Genomic DNA, 21,477 nt, shown 5'->3' on the forward strand with positions numbered 1-21,477 from the left:
CCATTTCGCCGGTCCACGGCCGCACCCCTTCACCGGGGGCGCCCGGGACCGGCGTTTTTGGTCGCCCGCCTTCCCCCTCATTACGCAGTATCAGGAGCCCAAGATGTTCGAGGCCGTCGAGGAACTCGTCGGTGAGCACGCCGACCTGGAGACGAAGCTCGCCGACCCGTCGGTCCACTCCGACCAGGCCAACGCGCGCAAGCTGAACAAGCGCTACGCCGAGCTCACCCCGATCGTCGCCACGTTCCGCTCCTGGAAGCAGACCGGCGACGACATCGGGACCGCGCGCGAACTGGCCGCCGACGACCCGGAGTTCGCCGCCGAGGTCAAGGAGCTGGAGAAGCAGCGCGAGGAGCTGACGGAGAAGCTGCGGCTCCTCCTCGTCCCGCGCGACCCCAGCGACGACAAGGACGTCATCCTCGAGATCAAGGCGGGCGCGGGCGGCGACGAGTCCGCGCTGTTCGCCGGTGACCTGCTGCGCATGTACCTGCGCTACGCCGAGCGCATCGGCTGGAAGACCGAGATCATCGACGCCACCGAGTCCGAGCTCGGCGGCTACAAGGACGTCCAGGTCGCCGTGAAGACCAAGGGCGGCCAGGGCGCCACCGAGCCCGGCCAGGGCGTCTGGGCGCGGCTGAAGTACGAGGGCGGCGTGCACCGCGTGCAGCGCGTGCCGGCGACCGAGTCCCAGGGCCGTATCCACACCTCGGCGGCCGGTGTGCTGGTCACCCCGGAGGCCGAGGAGGTCGACGTGGAGATCAACCCGAACGACCTGCGCATCGACGTGTACCGGTCGTCCGGCCCCGGCGGCCAGTCCGTCAACACCACCGACTCCGCGGTGCGCATCACGCACCTGCCCACCGGAGTCGTCGCCTCCTGCCAGAACGAGAAGAGCCAGCTGCAGAACAAGGAGCAGGCGATGCGTATCCTGCGCTCCAGGCTGCTCGCGGCGGCGCAGGAGGAGGCGGAGCGGGAGGCCGCCGACGCCCGTCGCAGCCAGGTCCGCACCGTCGACCGCTCCGAGAAGATCCGCACGTACAACTTCCCGGAGAACCGGCTCTCGGACCATCGCGTCGGCTTCAAGGCGTACAACCTGGACCAGGTCCTGGACGGCGACCTCGACGCGGTGATCCAGGCCTGCCTCGACGCGGACTCGGCGGCCAAGCTCGCAGCCGCGTAAGGACGGACGTACGCACATACGAGGACGAGTACGACACGGAGGACTTGCGTGAACCTGCTGCTCGCAGAGGTGGCCCAGGCCACCCAGCGGCTGGCCGACGCCGGCGTGCCCTCGCCGCGCAACGACGCGGAGGAGCTCGCCGCGTTCGTGCACGGCGTGAAGCGGGGCGCGCTGCACTCCGTGAAGGACGCGGACTTCGACGCCCGCTACTGGGAGGTCATCGCGCGCCGTGAGCAGCGCGAGCCGCTCCAGCACATCACCGGCCGCGCCTTCTTCCGGTACCTGGAGCTCCAGGTCGGCCCCGGCGTCTTCGTGCCCCGCCCCGAGACGGAGTCCGTGGTCGGCTGGGCCATAGACGCCGTACGCGCCATGGACGTGGTCGAGCCGCTGATCGTCGACCTGTGCACCGGCTCGGGCGCCATCGCGCTCGCGCTCGCCCAGGAGGTGCCGCGCTCGCGCGTGCACGCCGTGGAGCTGTCCGAGGACGCCCTCCAGTGGACCCGTAAGAACGTGGAGGGGTCCAGGGTCGACCTGCGCCAGGGCAACGCCCTGGATGCCTTCCATGACCTCGACGGCCAGGTCGACCTCGTCATCTCCAACCCGCCGTACATCCCGCTGACCGAATGGGAGTACGTCGCTCCCGAGGCGCGGGACTACGATCCCGAACTCGCCCTGTTCTCCGGCGAGGACGGACTCGAACTCATCCGCGGCCTGGAACGCACGGCGCACCGGCTGCTGCGTCCCGGCGGCGTCGTCGTCGTCGAGCACGCCGACACCCAGGGCGGCCAGGTGCCGTGGATCTTCACCGAGGAGAAGGGCTGGGCCGACGCGGCCGACCACCCCGACCTCAACAACCGGCCGCGGTTCGCCACTGCCCGCAAGGCGCTGCCGTGAGCAGCGCACCCCAGACTTCAGTCCAGCAGTACGTGTACGAGGAGGCCCGCTAAATGGCACGGCGATACGACACCAACGACGCGACCGACCGCGTGACCGGTCTGCGCGAGGCCGCGTCCGCCGTCCGCCGTGGCGAGCTCGTGGTGCTGCCGACGGACACGGTGTACGGCATCGGCGCCGACGCGTTCTCCTCGGAGGCCGTCGCCGACCTCCTCGACGCCAAGGGCCGGGGCCGCAACATGCCCACGCCCGTCCTCATCGGCTCCCCGAACACCCTGCACGGCCTCGTCACGGACTTCTCCGAGCTGGCCTGGGAGCTGGTCGACGCCTTCTGGCCGGGCGCGCTCACGCTCGTCGCCAAGCACCAGCCGTCGCTGCAGTGGGACCTGGGGGACACCCGTGGCACCGTCGCCGTGCGCATGCCGCTGCACCCGGTTGCCATCGAGCTGCTGACGGAGGTCGGCCCGATGGCGGTCTCCTCCGCGAACCTGACCGGCCACCCGGCCCCCGAGAACTGTGACGCCGCGCAGGAGATGCTCGGCGACTCCGTCTCCGTCTACCTGGACGGCGGCCCGACCCCCGGCAACGTGCCGTCCTCGATCGTCGACGTCACCCGCGAGGTGCCGCTGCTGCTGCGCGCGGGCGCCATCTCCGCGGAGGAGCTGCGCAAGGTCGTACCCGACCTCGAGGTGGCGAATTGACGGCCCCTGACGCGGGGCGTGGCATAGGCAACGGGGAAGTGACGGGCACCTTCGGGTTCCCCCGCGACAGCTTCCGCATCCTCCACGTCAGCACCGGCAACGTGTGCCGCTCGCCCATCACCGAGCGGCTGACCCGCCATTTCGTGGTGGACCGGCTCGGCGGCCTGCTGAGCAGCGGGCTCATCGTGGAGAGCGCGGGCACCTGGGGCCACGAGGGCGCGTCCATGGAGGCCAATGCGGAGACCGTGCTGGCCGAATTCGGCGCGGACGCCTCCGGCTTCGTCGGCCGGGAGCTCCTCGACGAGCATGTCATCAGGGCCGACCTGGTCCTGACGGCGACCCGCGACCACCGCGCCCAGGTCATCTCCATGGGTCATTCGGCGGGCCTGCGCACCTTCACGCTGAAGGAGTTCACCCGCCTGGTCCGGGCGATCGACCCCGCTACGCTGCCTCCGCTGGAGGACGGCGTGGTCGACCGTGCGCGCGCCCTGGTGCGGGCGGCCGCCGCGCTACGCGGGTGGCTGCTGGCGCCGACGGCCGAGGCGGACGAGGTGTACGACCCGTACGGGGCGCCGTTGCCGTTCTTCCGGTCGATCGGGGACGAGATACACGAGGCGCTGGATCCGGTGGTGACGGCGCTCACCGGGGTGCCGGCGCGGACGTGACGGCGGCGACGCCAGGCGCCCCTGATCTTCCCGTCCTACATTGGACGTACGTCAGCGTCGACGCGTCCGGAGTTCATCATGGCGGTCACCCATACCCTCGAGGCCGATGTCCTGCGCCGGCAGGACCCCGAGCTGGCGGACATCCTGCTCGGTGAGCGGGAGCGGCAGGCGACCTCGTTGCAGCTGATCGCCGCCGAGAACTTCACCTCGCCCGCCGTGCTGGCCGCGCTCGGGTCGGCGCTCGCGAACAAGTACGCGGAGGGGTATCCGGGGGCCCGGTACCACGGCGGGTGCGAGATCGTCGACGTCGCCGAGCGGATCGCGGTGGACCGGGCGAAGGCGCTGTTCGGGGCGCAGCACGCCAACGTGCAGGCGCATTCCGGATCGTCCGCGGTGCTCGCCGCGTACGCCGTGCTGCTGCGGCCCGGTGACACCGTCCTCGCCCTCGGGCTGCCGTACGGCGGGCACCTCACGCACGGCTCGCCGGCGAACTTCTCCGGGCGCTGGTTCGACTTCGTCGGGTACGGCGTCGACGCCGAGAGCGGGCTCATCGACTACGACCAGGTGCGCACCCTGGCCCGTACGCACCGGCCGAAGGCGATCGTGTGCGGCTCCATCGCCTACCCCCGGCACCTCGACTACGCCCTCTTCCGGGACGTGGCCGACGAGGTCGGCGCCTATCTCATCGCCGACGCCGCCCATCCCATAGGGCTCGTCGCCGGGGGAGCGGCGCCCAGTCCGGTGCCGTACGCCGACATCGTGTGCGCCACCACGCACAAGGTGCTGCGCGGGCCCCGCGGCGGCATGATCCTGTGCGGCTCGGAGCTCGCCGAACGCGTGGACCGGGCGGTCTTCCCGTTCACGCAGGGCGGCGCGCAGATGCACACCATCGCCGCCAAGGCCGTCGCGTTCGGCGAGGCGTCGACTCCGGCCTTCACCGTGTACGCCCATCAGGTGGTCGCCAACGCGAGGGGCCTGGCGGCCGGGCTGGCGGCGGAGGGGATGGTCGTCACCACCGGTGGGACCGACACTCACCTCATCACCGCCGATCCGGCGCCGCTCGGCGTCGACGGACGTACCGCGCGCGGGCGGCTCGCGGCGGCCGGGATGGTCCTGGACTGCTGTGCGCTGCCGCACGGCGACGCCCGTGGCCTGCGCCTCGGCACGGCCGCGGTGACCACGCAGGGCATGGGAGCGGACGAGATGGCGCGGATCGCCAAGCTGCTCGCGGGCGTGCTGCGGGGCGAGATCGAGGGCGGCCGGGCCCGCGAGGAGGTGCGCGAGCTGACCCGGGCATTTCCGCCGTATCGCGACTGAACGGGGGTAGGCGCACATGGGTGCACAGGCACACGTGCAACCATCGTCGGTACCCGGAAGTCCCCACCCATAAGCGTCCCTCGCTAGTGTGTGGGGCTGAGATGGCCAGCGAGACCTGTGGGGAAGCCTGTGCGTGAATACCTGCTGACGCTCTGCATCACGGCCGCGGTGACGTATCTGCTGACAGGGCCGGTACGGAAGTTCGCGATCGTGGCTGGAGCGATGCCGGAGATCCGGGCCCGTGACGTGCACCGGGAACCCACTCCGCGGCTCGGCGGGATCGCCATGTTCTTCGGCCTGTGCGCGGGCCTGCTGGTCGCGGACCACCTCACGAACCTCAACGAGGTCTTCGAGAAGTCGAACGAGCCGCGGGCGCTGCTCTCCGGAGCGGCGCTGATCTGGCTGATCGGTGTCCTGGACGACAAGTTCGAGATCGACGCCCTGATCAAGCTGGGCGGCCAGATGATCGCCGCCGGCGTCATGGTCATGCAGGGTCTGACGATCCTGTGGCTGCCGGTGCCGGGCGTCGGCAACGTGGCGCTGACCCAGTGGCAGGGCACCCTGCTGACGGTGGCGCTCGTCGTCATCACCATCAACGCGGTGAACTTCGCCGACGGCCTCGACGGCCTGGCCTCCGGCATGGTGTGCATCGCGGCCACGGCGTTCTTCCTGTACGCCTACCGGATCTGGTACTCGTACGGCATCGAGGCCGCCGCCCCGGCCACGCTCTTCTCGGCGATCCTGATGGGCATGTGCATCGGCTTCCTGCCGCACAACATGCACCCGGCGCGGATCTTCATGGGCGACTCCGGCTCGATGCTCATCGGCCTGGTGCTGGCGGCGGGCGCGATCTCCATCACGGGACAGGTCGACCCCGACGCGCTGCAGCTGTACGTCCACTCCGAGAAGGCGGCCGTGCACCAGACGGTGCCCGTCTACATCCCGCTGCTGCTGCCGCTGACGATCATCGCGGTGCCGGCCGCCGACCTGGTGCTGGCGATCGTGCGGCGCACCTGGCGCGGACAGTCGCCGTTCGCCGCGGACCGCGGGCATCTGCACCACCGGCTCCTGGAGATCGGGCACTCGCACAGCCGGGCGGTGCTGATCATGTACTTCTGGTCGGCGCTGATCGCGTTCGGCGCACTCGGCTACTCCGTGAACTCGGCGTCCATGTGGATCGTCCTGGGCATCATGATCCTCAGCGCGATCGGCCTCCTGCTGCTTCTGCTGCCCCGCTTCACACCGCGGGCTCCCCGCTGGGCCGAGCACTTCGTGCCGCCGCGCTACCGGCGCCGCAAGGGCCTCGCCGCGGCGCAGGCGGAGCAGGCGGCGGCGTACGACGCGGATGCGTCCGCCGAGGAGGAACAGCGCACCCCGGTCGCGGCCGGAATGTCCGGTATGTCTGGGGTTTCAGGGGTCAACGGGGCGACCGCCATCGGCTCCCGCTCGCGCCTTCGTTGACGCCCCAAGGTAAGAATCTGACTAGAGCATTGCCAAGTCGTGGGAGTGCAAACCGCTCCAATACCAGACAAGTTGGCTGTGTTTTTGCACAAGCGCGCACTGTCACTCTCATGTGTGACAGCAAGCACACCAACCAGGTAAAGACCTCATCAAATAGTTTGTGATACGGTTCACGAGAACCCGGGATAGAGCCGAAGGACCGTAGTACGAGGGTCCATTGGCGTGAGGTCACCGACACTCGGCCCGGGACTACGCTCGTCCATGACGACACCCCTGCCCCCCTTTGAAAGCGGAGTTGCCGCCATGCCGTCCAACGACGTCCGGATCCTGGCTCAGGCTGCCGTGCCCACGGCTGCCGTCGGCGCGATTGCCGCCGTCGTCAGCGGCGTGGTCGCGGGCGGCAAGGGTGCGGTCGGGGCGATCGTCGCGACGCTGATCGTGATCCTCTTCATGGGAATCGGGCTCTACGTTCTGCAGCGCACTGCCAAATCGCTTCCGCACCTGTTCCAGGCGATGGGACTGATGCTCTACGCGGCGCAGATCCTGCTGCTGTTCATCTTCGTCGCCGCTTTCAAGCACACGACGCTGTTCAACCCCAGGGCTTTCGCGCTCACGCTCGTCGCCGGCACCCTCACCTGGATCGCCGCGCAGACGCGTGCCCACATGAAGTCCAAGATCCTCTACGTCGAACCCGATTCGACCTCCTCCTCGACCGGTTCCTCGAAGGGCGACAAGCCCGGAAACTCGGGGCACTCGTCGTGAGGGGTAGGGCCGGGATAAAGCCGCATGAGAGATCCTGCTATCGTCCGGTGCCAACTGCGGCATCGCGGGCGCGGGCATCTGAGCTGACGCCTGCTCAATCGCGAGGCGAGATGCCCCTCAGCCGCCCCCACATCCGTAACACCAGTCCCGTGCCGAACCGCGGCCCTGCGCCGCGCCGACACAACGAGGTTGCCGTACCTATGCGCCACGATGAAGGAGCCCGCGGTGAGTGCTGACCCGACGCAGACGCTCGCTTTCGACACGAGCTGCCACCTGTTCGGTGACGATGGGTGCGGCTTCCCGGCTCCGGGCCTGCACTCGTTCTTGTTCAAGCCGCTCTGGGGCGACACCGACGGCCTGTACTTCAACAAGCCGATGCTGCTGGCCCTGCTGGGCTCCATCATCGTGGTGGGCTTCTTCTGGGCCGCGTTCGCCAAGCCGAAGCTCGTCCCGGGCAAGCTCCAGATGATCGCCGAGGCGGGTTACGACTTCGTCCGCAGCGGCATCGTGTACCAGACGATCGGCAAGCGCGAGGGCGAGAAGTACGTCCCGCTCGCCGTCTCGCTGTTCTTCTTCATCTGGATGATGAACCTCTGGTCGATCGTCCCGGTCGCCTCCTTCCCGGTGACCTCGATCATCGCCTACCCCGCGGTGCTGGCGGCGATCGTCTACATCACTTGGGTCTCCCTGACGTTCAAGCGCCACGGCTTCGTCGGCTTCTTCAAGAACGTCACCGGATACGACAAGTCGCTCGGTGCGGTGCTGCCGCTGTCGATGACCATCGAGTTCTTCTCGAACCTGCTGGTCCGCCCGTTCACGCACGCCGTCCGACTGTTCGCGAACATGTTCGCCGGCCACACCCTGCTGCTGCTCTTCACGATCGCCAGCTGGTACATGCTGAACGGCATCGGTATCGCGTACTCGGCCGTCTCGTTCGTGATGGTCATCGTGATGACCGCCTTCGAGCTCTTCATCCAGGCCGTTCAGGCGTACGTCTTCGTCCTCCTGACCTGCACCTTCATCCAGGGCGCGCTCGCCGAGCACCACTGAGCAGGCCCCTCCCTCACCCAAGAGACAACCGGTGGCCAACCCCCACCGGTCACTGAAAGAGAAGGAAGAACCGGCATGTCCGCTCTCCAGACCCTCGCTGCGGTTGAAGGCAACCTCGGCTCCATCGGTTACGGCCTCGCCGCGATCGGCCCGGGCGTCGGCGTCGGCATCATCTTCGGTAACGGCACCCAGGCTCTCGCCCGCCAGCCCGAGGCGGCCGGCCTGATCCGCGCCAACCAGATCCTCGGCTTCGCGTTCTGTGAGGCGCTGGCCCTCATCGGCCTCGTCATGCCGTTCGTCTACTAAGACGAACGACAGCGACAGCCCCATTCGACGAAAGGCACTGATGTGAACCCCCTGGTTCAGCTGGCGGCCGAGGCGGAGAAGGAGAACCCCCTCATTCCGCCGTGGCCGGAGCTCGTCATCGGCCTGATCGCCTTCGTCATCGTCTTCGGCTTCCTCGCCAAGAAGCTCCTTCCGACCATCAACAAGGTCCTGGAAGAGCGTCGCGAGGCCATCGAGGGCGGTATCGAGAAGGCCGAGGCCGCACAGACCGAGGCCCAGAGCGTCCTTGAGCAGTACAAGGCCCAGCTCGCCGAGGCCCGCCACGAGGCCGCGCGGCTGCGCCAGGAGGCGCAGGAGCAGGGCGCCTCGCTCATCGCCGAGATGCGTGCGGAAGGCCAGCGGCAGCGCGAGGAGATCGTCGTCGCCGGCCACGCCCAGATCGAGGTCGACCGCAAGGCCGCCGCGACCGCGCTGCGACAGGACGTCGGCAAGCTCGCCACCGAACTGGCCGGCAAGCTCGTCGGTGAGTCCCTCGACGACCACGCCCGCCAGAGCCGTGTGATCGACCGCTTCCTCGACGAGCTCGAGGAGAAGGCCGAGGCGGCTCGATGACAGCACACGGAGCGAGCCGCGAGGCGTTCGCAGCTGCCCGTGAGCGTCTCGACGCGCTGACGGACTCCACGTCCGTGGACGCGGCCCAGCTCGCCGACGAGCTGGCCGCCGTCACCGCGCTGCTCGACCGCGAGGCGTCGCTGCGTCGGGTCCTCACCGACCCGGCGCAGGCCGGCGAGGCCAAGGCCGAGCTGGTGCAGCGGCTGCTCGGCGGCCAGGTCAGCGGCACGACCGCCGACCTGGTGGCCGGCACGGTGCGCTCCCGCTGGTCGCAGCCCCGCGACCTGGTGGACGTGCTGGAGGAGCTGGCGAACATCGCCGACCTCACCGCCGCGGAGAAGTCGGGCACGCTCGACGACGTCGAGGACGAGCTGTTCCGGTTCGGCCGGATCGTCTCCTCGAACACCGAGCTGCGCGCCGCACTGACCGACCGCACGGCCGGCCACTCGCCCAAGACCGAGCTGCTGCACCGGCTGCTCGGCGGCCGGGCGAAGCCGACCACCGAGCGTCTGGTGACGCGCCTTGTGACCGCGCCGCGGGGACGTAGCCTGGAAGCGGGACTCGAGTCCCTGTCCAAGCTCGCCGCCGAGCGCCGGGACCGCGCGGTCGCCGTCGTCACCTCGGCGGTACCGCTGAGCGATGCGCAGAAGCAGCGCCTGGGCGCCGCCCTCGCGAAGCTCTACGGCCGCAAGATGCACCTGAACCTCGACGTGGACCCCGAGGTCCTCGGCGGGCTGCGGGTACAGGTCGGCGACGAGGTCATCAACGGCTCTCTCGCGGACCGCATCGAGGACGCCGGCCGCCGACTGGCGAGCTAGCAGCCCCGCCGCAACTCAATACGCAGTACGTAAGCAATTACGGCCCTGGTTGGGCCGTGCAGAGGATTCACCTCTTTCAGGGGGGAGTCCCCATCCCCCCAAAGTGAAACTTCGGGCCCAACAAGGAGAGCAGGGAACCCAGATGGCGGAGCTCACGATCCGGCCGGAGGAGATCCGGGATGCGCTGGAGAACTTCGTCCAGTCGTACAAGCCGGACGCGGCCTCGCGCGAGGAGGTCGGTACGGTCACCGTCGCCGGCGACGGTATCGCCAAGATCGAGGGTCTCCCCTCGGCCATGGCGAACGAGCTGCTGAAGTTCGAGGACGGCACCCTCGGCCTCGCGCTGAACCTGGAAGAGCGCGAGATCGGTGCGGTCGTCCTCGGCGAGTTCAGCGGTATCGAGGAGGGCCAGCCGGTGCAGCGCACCGGTGAGGTGCTCTCCGTGGCTGTCGGCGAGGGCTACCTCGGCCGCGTCGTCGACCCGCTCGGCAACCCGATCGACGGCCTCGGCGAGATCGAGACCAGCGGCCGCCGCGCCCTCGAGCTGCAGGCTCCGGGCGTCATGGTCCGTAAGTCGGTGCACGAGCCGATGGAGACCGGCTACAAGGCCGTCGACGCGATGACCCCGATCGGCCGTGGCCAGCGCCAGCTGATCATCGGTGACCGCCAGACCGGCAAGACCGCCCTGGCCGTCGACACGATCATCAACCAGCGCGACAACTGGCGCACCGGCGACCCGAAGAAGCAGGTCCGCTGCGTCTACGTCGCCATCGGCCAGAAGGGCTCGACCATCGCCTCCGTGCGTGGCGCCCTGGAAGAGGCCGGCGCGCTGGAGTACACGACCATCGTCGCCGCCCCGGCGTCCGACCCGGCCGGCTTCAAGTACCTGGCGCCGTACACCGGCTCGGCCATCGGCCAGCAGTGGATGTACGAGGGCAAGCACGTCCTCATCATCTTCGACGACCTCTCGAAGCAGGCCGACGCCTACCGCGCCGTGTCGCTGCTGCTGCGCCGCCCGCCAGGCCGCGAGGCCTACCCCGGCGACGTCTTCTACCTGCACTCCCGTCTGCTGGAGCGCTGCGCGAAGCTCTCCGACGACATGGGCGCGGGTTCGATGACGGGTCTGCCGATCGTCGAGACCAAGGCGAACGACGTGTCGGCGTTCATCCCGACCAACGTCATCTCCATCACCGACGGCCAGTGCTTCCTGGAGTCCGACCTGTTCAACGCCGGCCAGCGTCCGGCCCTGAACGTCGGTATCTCGGTCTCCCGCGTCGGCGGCTCGGCCCAGCACAAGGCGATGCGCCAGGTGTCCGGCCGACTCCGCCTCGACCTCGCCCAGTACCGTGAGCTGGAGGCGTTCGCCGCCTTCGGTTCCGACCTGGACGCCGCGTCGAAGTCCCAGCTGGAGCGCGGTCAGCGACTGGTCGAGCTGCTCAAGCAGGCTCAGTACCAGCCGATGGCCACCGAGGACCAGGTCGTCTCCATCTGGGGCGGCACCACCGGCAAGATGGACGACGTGCCGGTCGCCGACATCCGTCGCTTCGAGAAGGAGCTCCTGGAGTACCTGCACCGCAAGGAGCAGGGCCTCATGACCTCCATCAAGGAGGGCGCGAAGATGTCGGACGACACGCTCCAGGCTGTGGCCGAGGCGATCGCGGACTTCAAGAAGCAGTTCGAGACCTCCGACGGCAAGCTGCTCGGCGAGGACGTCCCGGCCGCTGCCGCCAAGTGACGTAAGGAAGGGACCTGACTCATGGGAGCCCAGCTCCGGGTCTACAAGCGTCGCATCCGATCCGTCACCGCGACCAAGAAGATCACCAAGGCGATGGAGATGATCGCCGCCTCGCGCGTCGTCAAGGCGCAGCGCAAGGTGGCGGCCTCCACGCCGTACGCGACCGAGCTCACACGCGCGGTCACGGCGGTCGGTACCGGTTCGAACACCAGGCACCCGCTGACCACGGAGGCGGAGTCGGCGACCCGTGCCGCGGTGCTGCTCCTCACGAGCGACCGTGGACTGGCCGGCGCCTTCAACTCCAACGCCATCAAGGCGGCGGAGCAGCTGACCGAGCGTCTTGAGGCCGAGGGCAAGGAGGTCGACACGTACATCGTCGGCCGCCGTGGTCTGGCCCACTACAACTTCCGCGAGCGCAAGGTCGTGGAGTCGTGGTCGGGCTTCACCGACGAGCCCACGTACGCGGACGCCAAGAAGGTCGCGGCTCCGCTGATCGAGGCCATCGAGAAGGAGACGGCGGACGGCGGCGTGGACGAGCTCCACATCGTCTACACCGAGTTCGTCTCGATGATGACGCAGACGGCGGTCGACGGCCGCCTGCTGCCCCTGCGCCTCGAAGAGGTGGCGGAGGAGTCGCACACCAAGGGCGAGATCCTTCCGCTGTTCGACTTCGAGCCGTCGGCGGAGGACGTCCTCGACGCCCTGCTGCCGCGCTACGTCGAGAGCCGTATCTACAACGCGCTGCTCCAGTCGGCTGCCTCCAAGCACGCCGCCACGCGCCGCGCGATGAAGTCGGCCACCGACAACGCGGGCGAGCTGATCAACACGCTCTCCCGCCTTGCCAACGCGGCCCGCCAGGCCGAAATCACCCAGGAAATCAGCGAGATCGTCGGTGGCGCGAGCGCCCTGGCCGACGCGACCGCGGGGAGTGACAGGTAATGACGACGACAGTTGAGACGGCCGTTGCCACGGGCCGCGTCGCCCGGGTCATCGGCCCGGTCGTCGACGTGGAGTTCCCCGTCGACGCGATGCCGGACATCTACAACGCCCTTCACGTCGAGGTGGCCGACCCGGCCAACGTCGGCGAGAAGAAGATCCTGACCCTGGAGGTCGCCCAGCACCTGGGTGACGGCCTGGTTCGCACGATCTCCATGCAGCCGACCGACGGTCTGGTCCGCCAGGCCCCGGTCACCGACACGGGCGCGGGCATCACCGTCCCCGTCGGCGACTTCACCAAGGGCAAGGTGTTCAACACCCTCGGTGACGTGCTGAACTCCGACGAGACCTACGACGGCGAGCGCTGGTCCATCCACCGCAAGGCCCCGCGTTTCGACGAGCTCGAGTCGAAGACCGAGATGTTCGAGACCGGCGTCAAGGTCATCGACCTTCTCACCCCGTACGTCAAGGGTGGAAAGATCGGTCTGTTCGGTGGTGCCGGCGTCGGCAAGACGGTGCTCATCCAGGAGATGATCTACCGCGTCGCCAACAACCACGACGGTGTCTCCGTGTTCGCCGGTGTCGGTGAGCGCACCCGTGAGGGCAACGACCTCATCGAGGAGATGTCGGACTCGGGCGTCATCGACAAGACCGCCCTGGTCTTCGGTCAGATGGACGAGCCGCCGGGCACCCGTCTGCGCGTGGCCCTGGCCGGTCTGACCATGGCGGAGTACTTCCGCGATGTGCAGAAGCAGGACGTGCTGTTCTTCATCGACAACATCTTCCGCTTCACCCAGGCCGGTTCCGAGGTCTCGACCCTGCTCGGCCGTATGCCCTCCGCGGTGGGCTACCAGCCGAACCTGGCCGACGAGATGGGTCTCCTCCAGGAGCGCATCACCTCGACCCGTGGTCACTCGATCACCTCGATGCAGGCGATCTACGTCCCCGCGGACGACCTGACCGACCCGGCCCCGGCCACCACGTTCGCCCACCTCGACGCGACGACGGTTCTCTCCCGTCCGATCTCCGAGAAGGGCATCTACCCGGCCGTGGACCCGCTGGACTCCACGTCCCGCATCCTGGACCCGCGCTACATCGCGGAGGACCACTACAACACCGCGATGCGCGTCAAGACGGTCCTGCAGAAGTACAAGGACCTCCAGGACATCATCGCGATCCTCGGTATCGACGAGCTGGGCGAGGAGGACAAGCTCACCGTCCACCGTGCCCGTCGCGTGGAGCGCTTCCTGTCCCAGAACACCCACGTCGCCAAGCAGTTCACCGGCGTCGACGGGTCGGACGTCCCGCTGGACGAGTCGATCGCGGCCTTCAACGCGATCATCGACGGCGAGTACGACCACTTCCCGGAGCAGGCGTTCTTCCTGTGCGGTGGCATTGAGGACCTCAAGGCCAACGCCAAGGAGCTGGGCGTCTCCTGAGCCTCGCGCTCTTGACGAGGGGGCGGGCACGTCCCGTCCCCTCTGTCACACCCACGCTGCATCGCCTGGGGGGCGACCCCCAGACCCCCGGCAGTGTTCCGGGGCGGGCCTCGGCACCTTGGTGCCCGGCGCCCTACTAGACTTGTTAGTGACACCCGGCGTGAGAGCCGGGTGGTGACCCGAGGAGCCTCCCTTGGCTGCTGAGCTGCACGTCGCGCTGGTCGCGGCCGACCGAGAGGTCTGGTCCGGCGAGGCCACCCTGGTCGTCGCGCGCACCACGTCCGGCGACATCGGCGTCATGCCCGGTCACCAGCCGCTGCTCGGTGTGCTGGAGTCGGGCCCGGTGACCATCCGTACGAGTGATGGTGGAACGGTCGTCGCCGCGGTGCACGGCGGTTTCGTCTCGTTCGCGGACAACAAGCTGTCGCTGCTCGCCGAGATCGCCGAACTGTCGGACGAGATCGACGTCCAGCGCGTGGAGCGGGAGCTCGAGCGCGCGAAGGCGGAGGGCGACGCGTCCGCCGAGCGCCGCGCGGACGTGCGACTGCGTGCGGCGGCGGCGAGCTGACCCAGCTCGCCACGCGATGACGTCACTCAGCCGCGGCTGGGACCGGAGCAATCCGGTGCCGGTCGCGGCTGAGGCAGATATGGATGTTTTTTCCGTTCCGTTATCTAGTTCCGTTATCTAGGAGACGAGGAGGTCGGTGCCGATGGTCCTCGCTCTGACTGTGTGCGGAATTGTCGTCGCCCTTGTGGTGGTGGGGCTGTTCGTCTTCGGACTGCGGCGCAGACTCATCCAGCGCTCGGGCGGCACCTTCGACTGCAGCCTGCGCTGGGACGTCCCCGAGAAACCCGACACCAGCGGCAAGGGCTGGAGCTACGGCGTCGCCCGCTACAACGGCGACCGCATCGAGTGGTACCGGGTCTTCTCCTACGCCCCCCGCCCGCGCCGCATCCTGGAGCGCGCGTCGATCGAGGTGGCCGGCCGTCGGCTGCCGGACGGCGAGGAGGAGCTGGCACTGCTGTCCGACTCGGTGATCCTCACCTGTCTGCACCGGGGCACGCGTCTCGAACTCGCCATGAGCGAAGACGCGCTGACCGGTTTCCTCGCGTGGCTTGAGGCAGCCCCGCCCGGACAACGAGTGAATGTGGCGTAGCCACATTCACTCGTTGGGTGGGGGTCCCCCCGGACGAAGTCTGGGGGAGCGTCAACGTCGCGTAACGTGCCGAGCTGACTTACGACATTCCGCTGTTGATGGCGCTCACCAGCTCGCCGTTGCTGGTGTCACCGCTGAACTCCCAGAAGAACGCCCCGCCCAGGCCCTGGGTCTTGGCCCACGCCATCTTCGTACCGATGGTGGCGGGGGTGTCGTAGGACCACCAGTTGCTGCCGCAGTGCGCGTACGCCGTGCCCGCGATGGTGCCGGTGGCCGGGCAGGACGTCTTGAGCACCTTGTAGTCCTCGATGCCCTGCTCGTAGGTGCCGGCTGCCGGGCCGGTGGCCGTGCCGCCCGGGGCGTCCTGGGTGACGCCGGTCCAGCCGCGCCCGTAGAAGCCGATGCCGATGAGCAGCTTGCTCGCGGGTACGCCCTTCGCCTTGTACTTGGCGATCGCGTCGGCCGTGGTGAAGCCGGGCGTCGGGATGCCGCTGTAGGTGGTGAGCGGGGAGTGCGGGGCGGTCGGGCCGTCGGCGTCGAAGGCGCCGAAGAAGTCGTACGTCATCACGTTGTACCAGTCGACGTACTGGGCCGCGCCCGCGTAGTCGGCCGCGTCGATCTTGCCGCCGGAGGTGCCGTCGGCGGTGGTGGCCGCGGTGACCAGGTTGCCGGTGCCGAACTTGGCGCGCAGGGCCTGCATCAGGTTCTTGTAGGCCGCCGAGCCGCTGGTGTCGCAGCTGAGACCGCAGGCGTTCGGGTACTCCCAGTCGATGTCGATGCCGTCGAAGACGTCGGCCCAGCGCGGGTCCTCGACCAGGTTGTAGCAGGACTCGGCGAAGGCGGTCGGGTTGGCCGCCGCCTGGGCGAAGCCGCCGGACCAGGTCCAGCCGCCGAAGGACCACAGCACCTTGATGTTCGGGTACTTGGCCTTCAGCTCGCGCAGCTGGTTGAAGTTGCCGCGCAGCGGCTGGTCCCAGGTGTCGGCGACGCCGCTGACGGACTGGTCGGCGGTGAACGCCTTGTCGTAGTCGGCGTAGGAGTCGCCGATGGCGCACTGGCCGTTGGTGACGTTGCCGAAGGCGTAGTTGATGTGCGTGATCTTGGCGGCCGAGCCCGACGTCACCAGGTTCTTGACGTTGTAGTTGCGGCCGTAGATACCCCACTCGGTGAAGTAACCGAGCTTGACCTTGCTGCCGGTGGTCGGGGGAGTGGTCGTGCCGCCGGTGGTGTGCACGGCGACCGCGGCGCTCACCGGGCCGGTCTGGTCGGCGGTGTCGCGGGCCTGGACGGTGTACGAGTAGTCGGTGCCTGCGGTCAGGCCGGTGTCGGTGTACGACGTCGTCGTCACCGTCGCGACCTTGGCGCCGTCGCGCAGCACGTCGTAGTTCTTGATGCCCGTGTCGTCGGTGGCCGCGCTCCAGGACAGCTGCACCGAGGTGTCGGTGATGCCGGAGGCGGTCGGGGTGCCCGGCGCGGAGGGGGCGCTGTCGCCGGGGACCGTGGTGCCGCCGTCACAGCTGCCGCCGTTGAGCAGACAGTTGGAGGGCGAGCCGGAGCCGGCGCCGTTGAAGCCGAAGGAGACGGAGGCACCGGCGGCGAGGGTGCCGTTGTAGGACTTGTTCTTGGCGGTCCAGTGGGTGCCGGAGGACGTGACGTCGGCGTCCCAGGCGGAGGTGACGGAGGTGCCGGAAGGGAAGTCCCACTCGATCGTCCAGGAGCTGATGGCGGTGGTGCCGGTGTTCTTCACCGTCCACTTGCCCTCGAAGCCGGTGCCCCAGTCGGAGGTCTTGGTGTAGGTGGCGGTGGCGGTCGTCGCGGCCTGGGCGGGACTCGCGAGGCCCACCAGACCGGCCAGGGGGAGCAGCAGGGTGGCGAATCCTGCCGCGGCTCTGTGTCTGAAGCGCATGCTGCGCCTCCTCTTTTGTTTTTGTGCCTCCGGGGCGCCTCAGCCGGTGTCGTCGCGCCCCTTCGGCAGGGGGTGTCGGGGCGCAACTGAGCCTTCGCGCCCACAGTGCCGCGAGAATAGAAAGGTCTGGACCATAGGTCAATAGGTCTGGACCACTGCCCCCATTTAAACCTCTGGATTCCCAACTCCTGTGCCAGTACGGCCGCTTGGGCCCGGCTGCGCAGCTCCAGCTTCGCCAGGAGTCGGCTGACGTGGGTCTTCACCGTCGCCTACGGCCACTGCACGATCCGCCGGCTCGACGGCCACGCGGCCCACCGCCTGGCGGGGGCGCCGAAACCGGCCCGGCCACCGCGCCACGGACTGGCCCGGGCCCGCCACGAGGGCCGCCTGTGGCTGCGTACGGTCCTCGCGGTCGCCGTCGCCGCCCCGACCTCGTTGTTCTCGGTGCGCGCAAGGAAGCCGAGGCTTCAGGGGGCCGCGACATCAGCGGCTGACGCCGCGGGCCCCCGACCCCGCAGGGGCGGTGTCTTCGTCAGCGTTCGCCGCCGGGCACCCACAAGACATCGCCCTCGGCCTTGTTCGCTGTGCGCGCCAGGATGAAGAGCAGGTCCGACAGACGGTTGAGGTAGGTCGCGGTGAGGGGGTTCATGCTGCCGCTCTTTCCTTCGGCGCCGTGCACCTCCAGGGCCGCCCACGTCGAGCGCTCGGCCCGCCGTACGACCGTGCACGCCTGGTGCAGCAGGGCCGCACCGGGCGTGCCTCCCGGGAGGATGAAGGACCGCAGCTTCTCGAGCTCCGCGTTGAAACGGTCGCAGTCCGCCTCCAGCTTGTCGATGTAGAACTGTTCCACGCGCAGCGGCGGGAACTCCGGGTTCTCCACGACCGGCGTCGACAGGTCAGCGCCCACGTCGAACAGGTCGTTCTGGACACGAGTGAGGACCTTGACGATTTCCTCGTCGAGACCGCCGAGCGCGATCGCCGTGCCGATGGCTGCGTTCGCCTCGTTGGCGTCGGCGTACGCCGAGATCCGCAGGTCCGTCTTGGCGACCCGGCTCATGTCGCCGAGGGCGGTGGTGCCCTTGTCGCCGGTCCTGGTGTAGATGCGCGTCAGATTGACCATGAGGCCAGCGTAGTTACGCTCCGGCCTTCCGGAAGACACGTGTGCCCACTGTCACGGCGAGTGCGGCGAAGCCCAGGGCGACCAGGAGGCCGTACAGCATGGAAGCGGTCGCGTACCGGCCGACGTACGCGTCCCGGATCGCGTCCACCAGATAGCGCAGCGGCATGAAGTGGGACAGTGCGTTCAGCCAGCCGGGGGCGAGGGTCATCGGGAGCATCAGGCCCGACAGCAGCATCGACGGCATGGAGACCGAGTTGACGATCGGGCCGAACTCCGACGGCCTGTCGACCTTCAGCGCCAGCGCGTACGACAGCGAGCCGAGCGAGACGGTCAGCAGCGCGACGAACGCGAACCCGATGAGGAGTCCCGCGAGCGGCGCCCGCAGCCCCATGAGGAGCGCGGTGAGCACCAGCAGCACCGCCTGGAAGACGAACAGGGTGGCATCGCGCAGCACCCGGCCGAGGAGGAGAGCGAGACGGCTGACGGGTGTGACGCGCATCCGCTCCACGACTCCGTGGTTCTTCTCGATGATGATCGAGAAACCGGAGAACAGGGAGCCGAACAGGCCGAGTTGAAGCAGCAGCCCGGGTACGAGCACCTGCCAGGAGCTGCCGCGCGACCCCAGCGGAAGGCCGGTCAGCAGCGGTCCGAAGAGGAGGAGGTAGAGCAGCGGCATCAGCACGCCGAAGAACATCTGGAACTTGGAGCGCAGGGTCTGGCGGGCGTAGCGCCCGTAGATCAGCGCGGTGTCCTGGAAGAGCATCGGGCTCCTAAACGGCCACGGGGGCGGAGTCGGCGGGCGAGGTACCCCGGCCGGTGATGGCGAGAAACGTGTCCTGGAGGGTGGCGTCGATCGAGCCGCCGTGCGCCAGTTTCAGCGCGCTCGGCGTGCCCTCGGCCACCACGACGCCCTGGTCGACGATCACGAGCCGGTCGGAGAGCGCGTCCGCCTCGTCGAGGTAGTGCGTGGTCAGGAAGATCGTGGTGCCGTGCTCGTCGCGCAGCCGCCGGACGAGGTTCCAGAGGTCGGCCCGGCTTCCGGGGTCGAGGCCCGTCGTCGGTTCGTCGAGGAAGAGGACCTCGGGGCGGTGCGTGAGCCCCATCGCGATGTCCAGGCGGCGCCGCTGACCACCGGAGAGCGCCGCCGTCCTGCGGTCCAACAGGTCGACGAGGCCCAGGTCGCGGGCCAGCTCCCCGGCGCGTTCGACCGCCTGGGACTTGGTGAGGCGGTACAGCCGGCCTTGGGTGACCAGTTCCTCCCGCACGCTCACGTTCGGGTCGACGCCACCGGACTGCGCCACGTAACCGACGGCCCGGCGCACTCCGGCGGGGTCGGAGGCCAGGTCGCGGCCGGCCACGGTGGCCGCGCCGCCGGTGGGCGGCAGCAGAGTCGTGAGCATCCGCAGGGTCGTGGTCTTCCCGGCTCCGTTCGGGCCGAGGAAGCCGAGGATCTCGCCCTGCCGCACCGTGAGGTCGATGCCGCGCACCGCCTCGACCGGGCCGCGTTTCGTCTGGAAGGTACGGGCCAGAGCGGCCGTACTGATGATTGCCATGTCTCCCAGAAAAACAGAGTCCCTGAAATTTTGCAATGACACCAAAATTTCAGGGAACCCAGGGAAGCTAGGATTTCGGTCATGGCTGAGGGACTCAGGGAGCGCAAGAAGCGGCAGGCCAGGCAGCACATCTCGGATGTGGCCACGGGACTGTTCCTGGAGCGCGGGTTCGACGCGGTGACGATCGCCGAGGTGGCCGAGGCGGCCGACGTCTCGGTCAACACCGTCTACAACTACTTCCAGGCCAAGGAGGACCTCTTCCTCGACCGGGCCAAGGGCAGCGTCGCGCGCCTGACGCGCTTCGTGCGCGCCCGCGACAAAGGGGAGTCCGCGGCTGCCGCCGTGCTGCGCGAGTTGCGCGACGAGGTGGCGTCGGTCTCGCCCCAGGTCGGCCTCATCGAGGGATACGACCGTTTCATGAAGGTCGTCGAGGCGGCGCCCGGACTTCGCGCCCGCCTGTGGCACATGAACCAGCAGAGCCTCGTCCTCCTGGAGGAGGCCCTGCGCGAGGAGACCGGTGCGGACCCGGGCGACCCGCTGCCCTCGCTGATGGCCGGTCAGATCAACTGGGTGCACACCACGCTTCTGGGGCTTATCGGGCGCGAGATGATGGCCGGCCGTTCGCCCGACGAGGTCTCCCGTGAGGCCCTCGGTCTACTCGACGACATGGAGGACCTTTTGAGTGAGAAGGTCCTCAACTACGCCGTACGGGCAGTGCAATGACCCCTGCCGGTGTGATGTCCGTCATTTGAGACGTGACGCGCATTACTTACCGGTCACACAGCCCCTCACGACCGCTATCGTCCGCCGGAGAGGCAGACATAAACAGCGTGTTAGTCATGGTTGCAGTAGGGGAGTCGCACAGTGGCACGGAAGCTCGCCGTCATCGGAGCCGGCCTCATGGGTTCCGGCATCGCCCAGGTCTCCGCGCAGGCGGGCTGGGACGTCGTCCTGCGTGACGTCACCGACGAGGCGCTGAAGCGCGGCACCGACGGGATCAAGGCCTCGTACGAGAAGTTCGTCAGCAAGGGCAAGCTCGAGGCGCTCGACGCCGACGCTGCCCTCGGCCGGATCACCGCGACCACCGACCTGGACGCCGTCGCCGACGCCGACATCGTCGTCGAGGCCGTCTTCGAGAAGCTCGAGATCAAGCACGAGATCTTCCGTGCGCTCGACAAGATCGTGCGCGACGACACCGTGCTCGCCTCCAACACCTCGGCCATCCCGATCACCAAGATCGCGGCGGCCACCGAGCGCCCCGAGCGGGTCGTCGGTGTGCACTTCTTCTCGCCGGTGCCGATGATGCAGCTCGTCGAACTCGTCCGCGGCTACAAGACCAGCGACGAAACCCTCGCCACCGCACGGGAGTTCGCCGAGTCCGTCGGCAAGACCTGCATCGTCGTCAACCGCGACGTGGCCGGCTTCGTCACGACCCGTCTCATCTCGGCGCTCGTCGTCGAGGCGACAAAGCTGTACGAGTCGGGCGTGGCGACCGCCGAGGACATCGACCTCGCCTGCAAGCTGGGCTTCGGCCACGCGATGGGCCCGCTGGCCACGGCGGACCTCACCGGCGTCGACATCCTGCTGCACGCCACCAGCAACATCTACACCGAGTCCCAGGACGAGAAGTTCGCACCGCCCGAGCTGATGCGCCGGATGGTTGACGCCGGTGACATCGGACGCAAGAGCGGGCAGGGCTTTTACACGTACTGATACACGTACTGAAACTCACGTACGTACAAGCGCCGAAACCGCACAGGCCCCGAGGGGTGTCACCCTCGGGGGTGAATTCGGTATCGGTTCGCTTACAACTAGCAACCGCTCTGCCTCTGAAGCAGTCAGACGTTGCACAACCACCGTCACGGAGTACGCCACCGCACTCTCGG

The 21,477-nt window shown here is 68.5% G+C and carries 22 protein-coding genes and 1 pseudogene; 18 read left to right on the plus strand and 5 right to left on the minus strand.

Going from position 1 to position 21,477, the window contains the following annotated elements; translation table 11 throughout:
• Positions 1-103 precede the first annotated feature (103 nt).
• The 16 genes from prfA to ABT114_RS23310 all read left to right on the plus strand — a co-directional run bounded on the left by prfA (position 104) and on the right by ABT114_RS23310 (position 15,012).
• Positions 104-1,180, plus strand: a complete 1,077-nt coding sequence (gene prfA, locus ABT114_RS23235; RefSeq protein ID WP_351144736.1) for a peptide chain release factor 1 — start codon at positions 104-106, stop codon at positions 1,178-1,180.
• Positions 1,181-1,228: 48 nt separating this feature from the next.
• The gene (gene prmC, locus ABT114_RS23240; RefSeq protein WP_351144737.1) at positions 1,229-2,074 is read left to right on the plus strand and encodes a peptide chain release factor N(5)-glutamine methyltransferase; all 846 of its coding nucleotides are present in this window, start codon (positions 1,229-1,231) and stop codon (positions 2,072-2,074) included.
• A gap of 53 nt (positions 2,075-2,127) precedes the next feature.
• Entirely contained in the window at positions 2,128-2,775 is a 648-nt protein-coding gene (locus tag ABT114_RS23245) for an L-threonylcarbamoyladenylate synthase (protein WP_351144738.1), read from the plus strand.
• Positions 2,772-3,440 carry an arsenate reductase/protein-tyrosine-phosphatase family protein gene (locus tag ABT114_RS23250; protein ID WP_351144739.1) on the plus strand — a complete coding sequence of 223 codons (669 nt, stop codon included), beginning with the start codon at positions 2,772-2,774 and terminating at the stop codon, positions 3,438-3,440. Before ABT114_RS23245 ends, ABT114_RS23250 begins: the two co-directional genes overlap by 4 nt.
• A 78-nt stretch (positions 3,441-3,518) precedes the next feature.
• The gene (gene glyA, locus ABT114_RS23255; protein WP_351144740.1) at positions 3,519-4,757 is read left to right on the plus strand and encodes a serine hydroxymethyltransferase; all 1,239 of its coding nucleotides are present in this window, start codon (positions 3,519-3,521) and stop codon (positions 4,755-4,757) included.
• Between the two features lie 129 nt (positions 4,758-4,886).
• Complete coding sequence (locus ABT114_RS23260; protein ID WP_351144741.1) at positions 4,887-6,218, plus strand: MraY family glycosyltransferase; 1,332 nt, start codon at positions 4,887-4,889, stop codon at positions 6,216-6,218.
• Between the two features lie 303 nt (positions 6,219-6,521).
• Positions 6,522-6,980, plus strand: coding sequence for a Cg1360 family ATP-synthase-associated protein (locus ABT114_RS23265; protein ID WP_351144742.1), 459 nt, complete (start codon positions 6,522-6,524; stop codon positions 6,978-6,980).
• 210 nt (positions 6,981-7,190) lie between these two features.
• Complete coding sequence (gene atpB / locus ABT114_RS23270; RefSeq protein WP_351144743.1) at positions 7,191-8,030, plus strand: F0F1 ATP synthase subunit A; 840 nt, start codon at positions 7,191-7,193, stop codon at positions 8,028-8,030.
• 75 nt (positions 8,031-8,105) lie between these two features.
• The gene (atpE, locus tag ABT114_RS23275; protein ID WP_006381669.1) at positions 8,106-8,336 is read left to right on the plus strand and encodes an ATP synthase F0 subunit C; all 231 of its coding nucleotides are present in this window, start codon (positions 8,106-8,108) and stop codon (positions 8,334-8,336) included.
• Between the two features lie 51 nt (positions 8,337-8,387).
• A complete protein-coding gene (locus tag ABT114_RS23280; RefSeq protein ID WP_502988371.1) occupies positions 8,388-8,927 on the plus strand; it encodes a F0F1 ATP synthase subunit B in 540 nt (179 codons plus the stop codon).
• Positions 8,924-9,745, plus strand: coding sequence for a F0F1 ATP synthase subunit delta (locus tag ABT114_RS23285; RefSeq protein ID WP_351144745.1), 822 nt, complete (start codon positions 8,924-8,926; stop codon positions 9,743-9,745). The genes ABT114_RS23280 and ABT114_RS23285 overlap by 4 nt, the downstream gene beginning before the upstream one ends.
• A 142-nt stretch (positions 9,746-9,887) precedes the next feature.
• A complete protein-coding gene (gene atpA / locus ABT114_RS23290) occupies positions 9,888-11,480 on the plus strand; it encodes a F0F1 ATP synthase subunit alpha (protein WP_351144746.1) in 1,593 nt (530 codons plus the stop codon).
• 21 nt (positions 11,481-11,501) lie between these two features.
• On the plus strand, positions 11,502-12,419 hold the full coding sequence (locus ABT114_RS23295) for a F0F1 ATP synthase subunit gamma (RefSeq protein ID WP_351144747.1): 918 nt from the start codon (positions 11,502-11,504) through the stop codon (positions 12,417-12,419).
• Positions 12,419-13,855 (plus strand): F0F1 ATP synthase subunit beta, encoded by a 1,437-nt coding sequence (gene atpD / locus ABT114_RS23300; RefSeq protein ID WP_351144748.1) that lies wholly within the window; start codon positions 12,419-12,421, stop codon positions 13,853-13,855. Before ABT114_RS23295 ends, atpD begins: the two co-directional genes overlap by 1 nt.
• A gap of 193 nt (positions 13,856-14,048) precedes the next feature.
• Complete coding sequence (locus tag ABT114_RS23305; RefSeq protein ID WP_351144749.1) at positions 14,049-14,423, plus strand: F0F1 ATP synthase subunit epsilon; 375 nt, start codon at positions 14,049-14,051, stop codon at positions 14,421-14,423.
• A gap of 142 nt (positions 14,424-14,565) precedes the next feature.
• Complete coding sequence (locus ABT114_RS23310; protein WP_351144750.1) at positions 14,566-15,012, plus strand: DUF2550 domain-containing protein; 447 nt, start codon at positions 14,566-14,568, stop codon at positions 15,010-15,012.
• A 79-nt stretch (positions 15,013-15,091) separates the two neighbouring features.
• Here ABT114_RS23310 and ABT114_RS23315 read toward each other — a convergent pair whose 3' ends face one another.
• The 5 genes and pseudogenes from ABT114_RS23315 to ABT114_RS23335 all read right to left on the minus strand — a co-directional run bounded on the left by ABT114_RS23315 (position 15,092) and on the right by ABT114_RS23335 (position 19,591).
• On the minus strand, positions 15,092-16,918 hold the full coding sequence (locus ABT114_RS23315) for a glycosyl hydrolase family 18 protein (RefSeq protein ID WP_351144751.1): 1,827 nt from the start codon (positions 16,916-16,918) through the stop codon (positions 15,092-15,094).
• Positions 16,919-17,094: 176 nt separating this feature from the next.
• Positions 17,095-17,187: pseudogene (locus tag ABT114_RS23320) on the minus strand (LuxR C-terminal-related transcriptional regulator); the annotation flags it as partial.
• Positions 17,188-17,450: 263 nt separating this feature from the next.
• The gene (locus ABT114_RS23325; RefSeq protein ID WP_351144752.1) at positions 17,451-18,038 is read right to left on the minus strand and encodes a cob(I)yrinic acid a,c-diamide adenosyltransferase; all 588 of its coding nucleotides are present in this window, start codon (positions 18,036-18,038) and stop codon (positions 17,451-17,453) included.
• 13 nt (positions 18,039-18,051) lie between these two features.
• Positions 18,052-18,801, minus strand: a complete 750-nt coding sequence (locus ABT114_RS23330) for an ABC transporter permease (protein WP_351144753.1) — start codon at positions 18,799-18,801, stop codon at positions 18,052-18,054.
• Positions 18,802-18,808: 7 nt separating this feature from the next.
• The gene (locus ABT114_RS23335; protein WP_351144754.1) at positions 18,809-19,591 is read right to left on the minus strand and encodes an ABC transporter ATP-binding protein; all 783 of its coding nucleotides are present in this window, start codon (positions 19,589-19,591) and stop codon (positions 18,809-18,811) included.
• Positions 19,592-19,672: 81 nt separating this feature from the next.
• Here ABT114_RS23335 and ABT114_RS23340 point away from each other — a divergent pair, with 81 nt between their 5' ends.
• Both ABT114_RS23340 and ABT114_RS23345 read left to right on the plus strand, forming a co-directional pair.
• Complete coding sequence (locus ABT114_RS23340; protein ID WP_351144755.1) at positions 19,673-20,314, plus strand: TetR/AcrR family transcriptional regulator; 642 nt, start codon at positions 19,673-19,675, stop codon at positions 20,312-20,314.
• 141 nt (positions 20,315-20,455) lie between these two features.
• The gene (locus ABT114_RS23345; RefSeq protein WP_351144756.1) at positions 20,456-21,304 is read left to right on the plus strand and encodes a 3-hydroxyacyl-CoA dehydrogenase family protein; all 849 of its coding nucleotides are present in this window, start codon (positions 20,456-20,458) and stop codon (positions 21,302-21,304) included.
• The last annotated feature ends 173 nt before the right edge of the window (positions 21,305-21,477 follow it).

Source organism: Streptomyces sp. NPDC002088, from assembly GCF_040296605.1.
Classification (GTDB): Bacteria; Actinomycetota; Actinomycetes; order Streptomycetales; family Streptomycetaceae; genus Streptomyces.

Excerpts from the sequence above, each read along its gene's own strand:
- prfA (WP_351144736.1), top strand. The coding sequence starts at position 104 with ATGTTCGAGGCCGTCGAGGAACTCGTCGGTGAGCACGCCGACCTGGAG.
- ABT114_RS23245 (WP_351144738.1), top strand. The coding sequence starts at position 2,128 with ATGGCACGGCGATACGACACCAACGACGCGACCGACCGCGTGACCGGT.
- glyA (WP_351144740.1), top strand. The coding sequence starts at position 3,519 with ATGGCGGTCACCCATACCCTCGAGGCCGATGTCCTGCGCCGGCAGGAC.
- ABT114_RS23265 (WP_351144742.1), top strand. The coding sequence starts at position 6,522 with ATGCCGTCCAACGACGTCCGGATCCTGGCTCAGGCTGCCGTGCCCACG.
- atpB (WP_351144743.1), top strand. The coding sequence starts at position 7,191 with ATGAAGGAGCCCGCGGTGAGTGCTGACCCGACGCAGACGCTCGCTTTC.
- atpE (WP_006381669.1), top strand. The coding sequence starts at position 8,106 with ATGTCCGCTCTCCAGACCCTCGCTGCGGTTGAAGGCAACCTCGGCTCC.
- ABT114_RS23285 (WP_351144745.1), top strand. The coding sequence starts at position 8,924 with ATGACAGCACACGGAGCGAGCCGCGAGGCGTTCGCAGCTGCCCGTGAG.
- atpA (WP_351144746.1), top strand. The coding sequence starts at position 9,888 with ATGGCGGAGCTCACGATCCGGCCGGAGGAGATCCGGGATGCGCTGGAG.
- ABT114_RS23295 (WP_351144747.1), top strand. The coding sequence starts at position 11,502 with ATGGGAGCCCAGCTCCGGGTCTACAAGCGTCGCATCCGATCCGTCACC.
- atpD (WP_351144748.1), top strand. The coding sequence starts at position 12,419 with ATGACGACGACAGTTGAGACGGCCGTTGCCACGGGCCGCGTCGCCCGG.
- ABT114_RS23310 (WP_351144750.1), top strand. The coding sequence starts at position 14,566 with ATGGTCCTCGCTCTGACTGTGTGCGGAATTGTCGTCGCCCTTGTGGTG.
- ABT114_RS23315 (WP_351144751.1), bottom strand. The coding sequence starts at position 16,918 with ATGCGCTTCAGACACAGAGCCGCGGCAGGATTCGCCACCCTGCTGCTC.
- ABT114_RS23325 (WP_351144752.1), bottom strand. The coding sequence starts at position 18,038 with ATGGTCAATCTGACGCGCATCTACACCAGGACCGGCGACAAGGGCACC.
- ABT114_RS23330 (WP_351144753.1), bottom strand. The coding sequence starts at position 18,801 with ATGCTCTTCCAGGACACCGCGCTGATCTACGGGCGCTACGCCCGCCAG.
- ABT114_RS23335 (WP_351144754.1), bottom strand. The coding sequence starts at position 19,591 with ATGGCAATCATCAGTACGGCCGCTCTGGCCCGTACCTTCCAGACGAAA.
- ABT114_RS23340 (WP_351144755.1), top strand. The coding sequence starts at position 19,673 with ATGGCTGAGGGACTCAGGGAGCGCAAGAAGCGGCAGGCCAGGCAGCAC.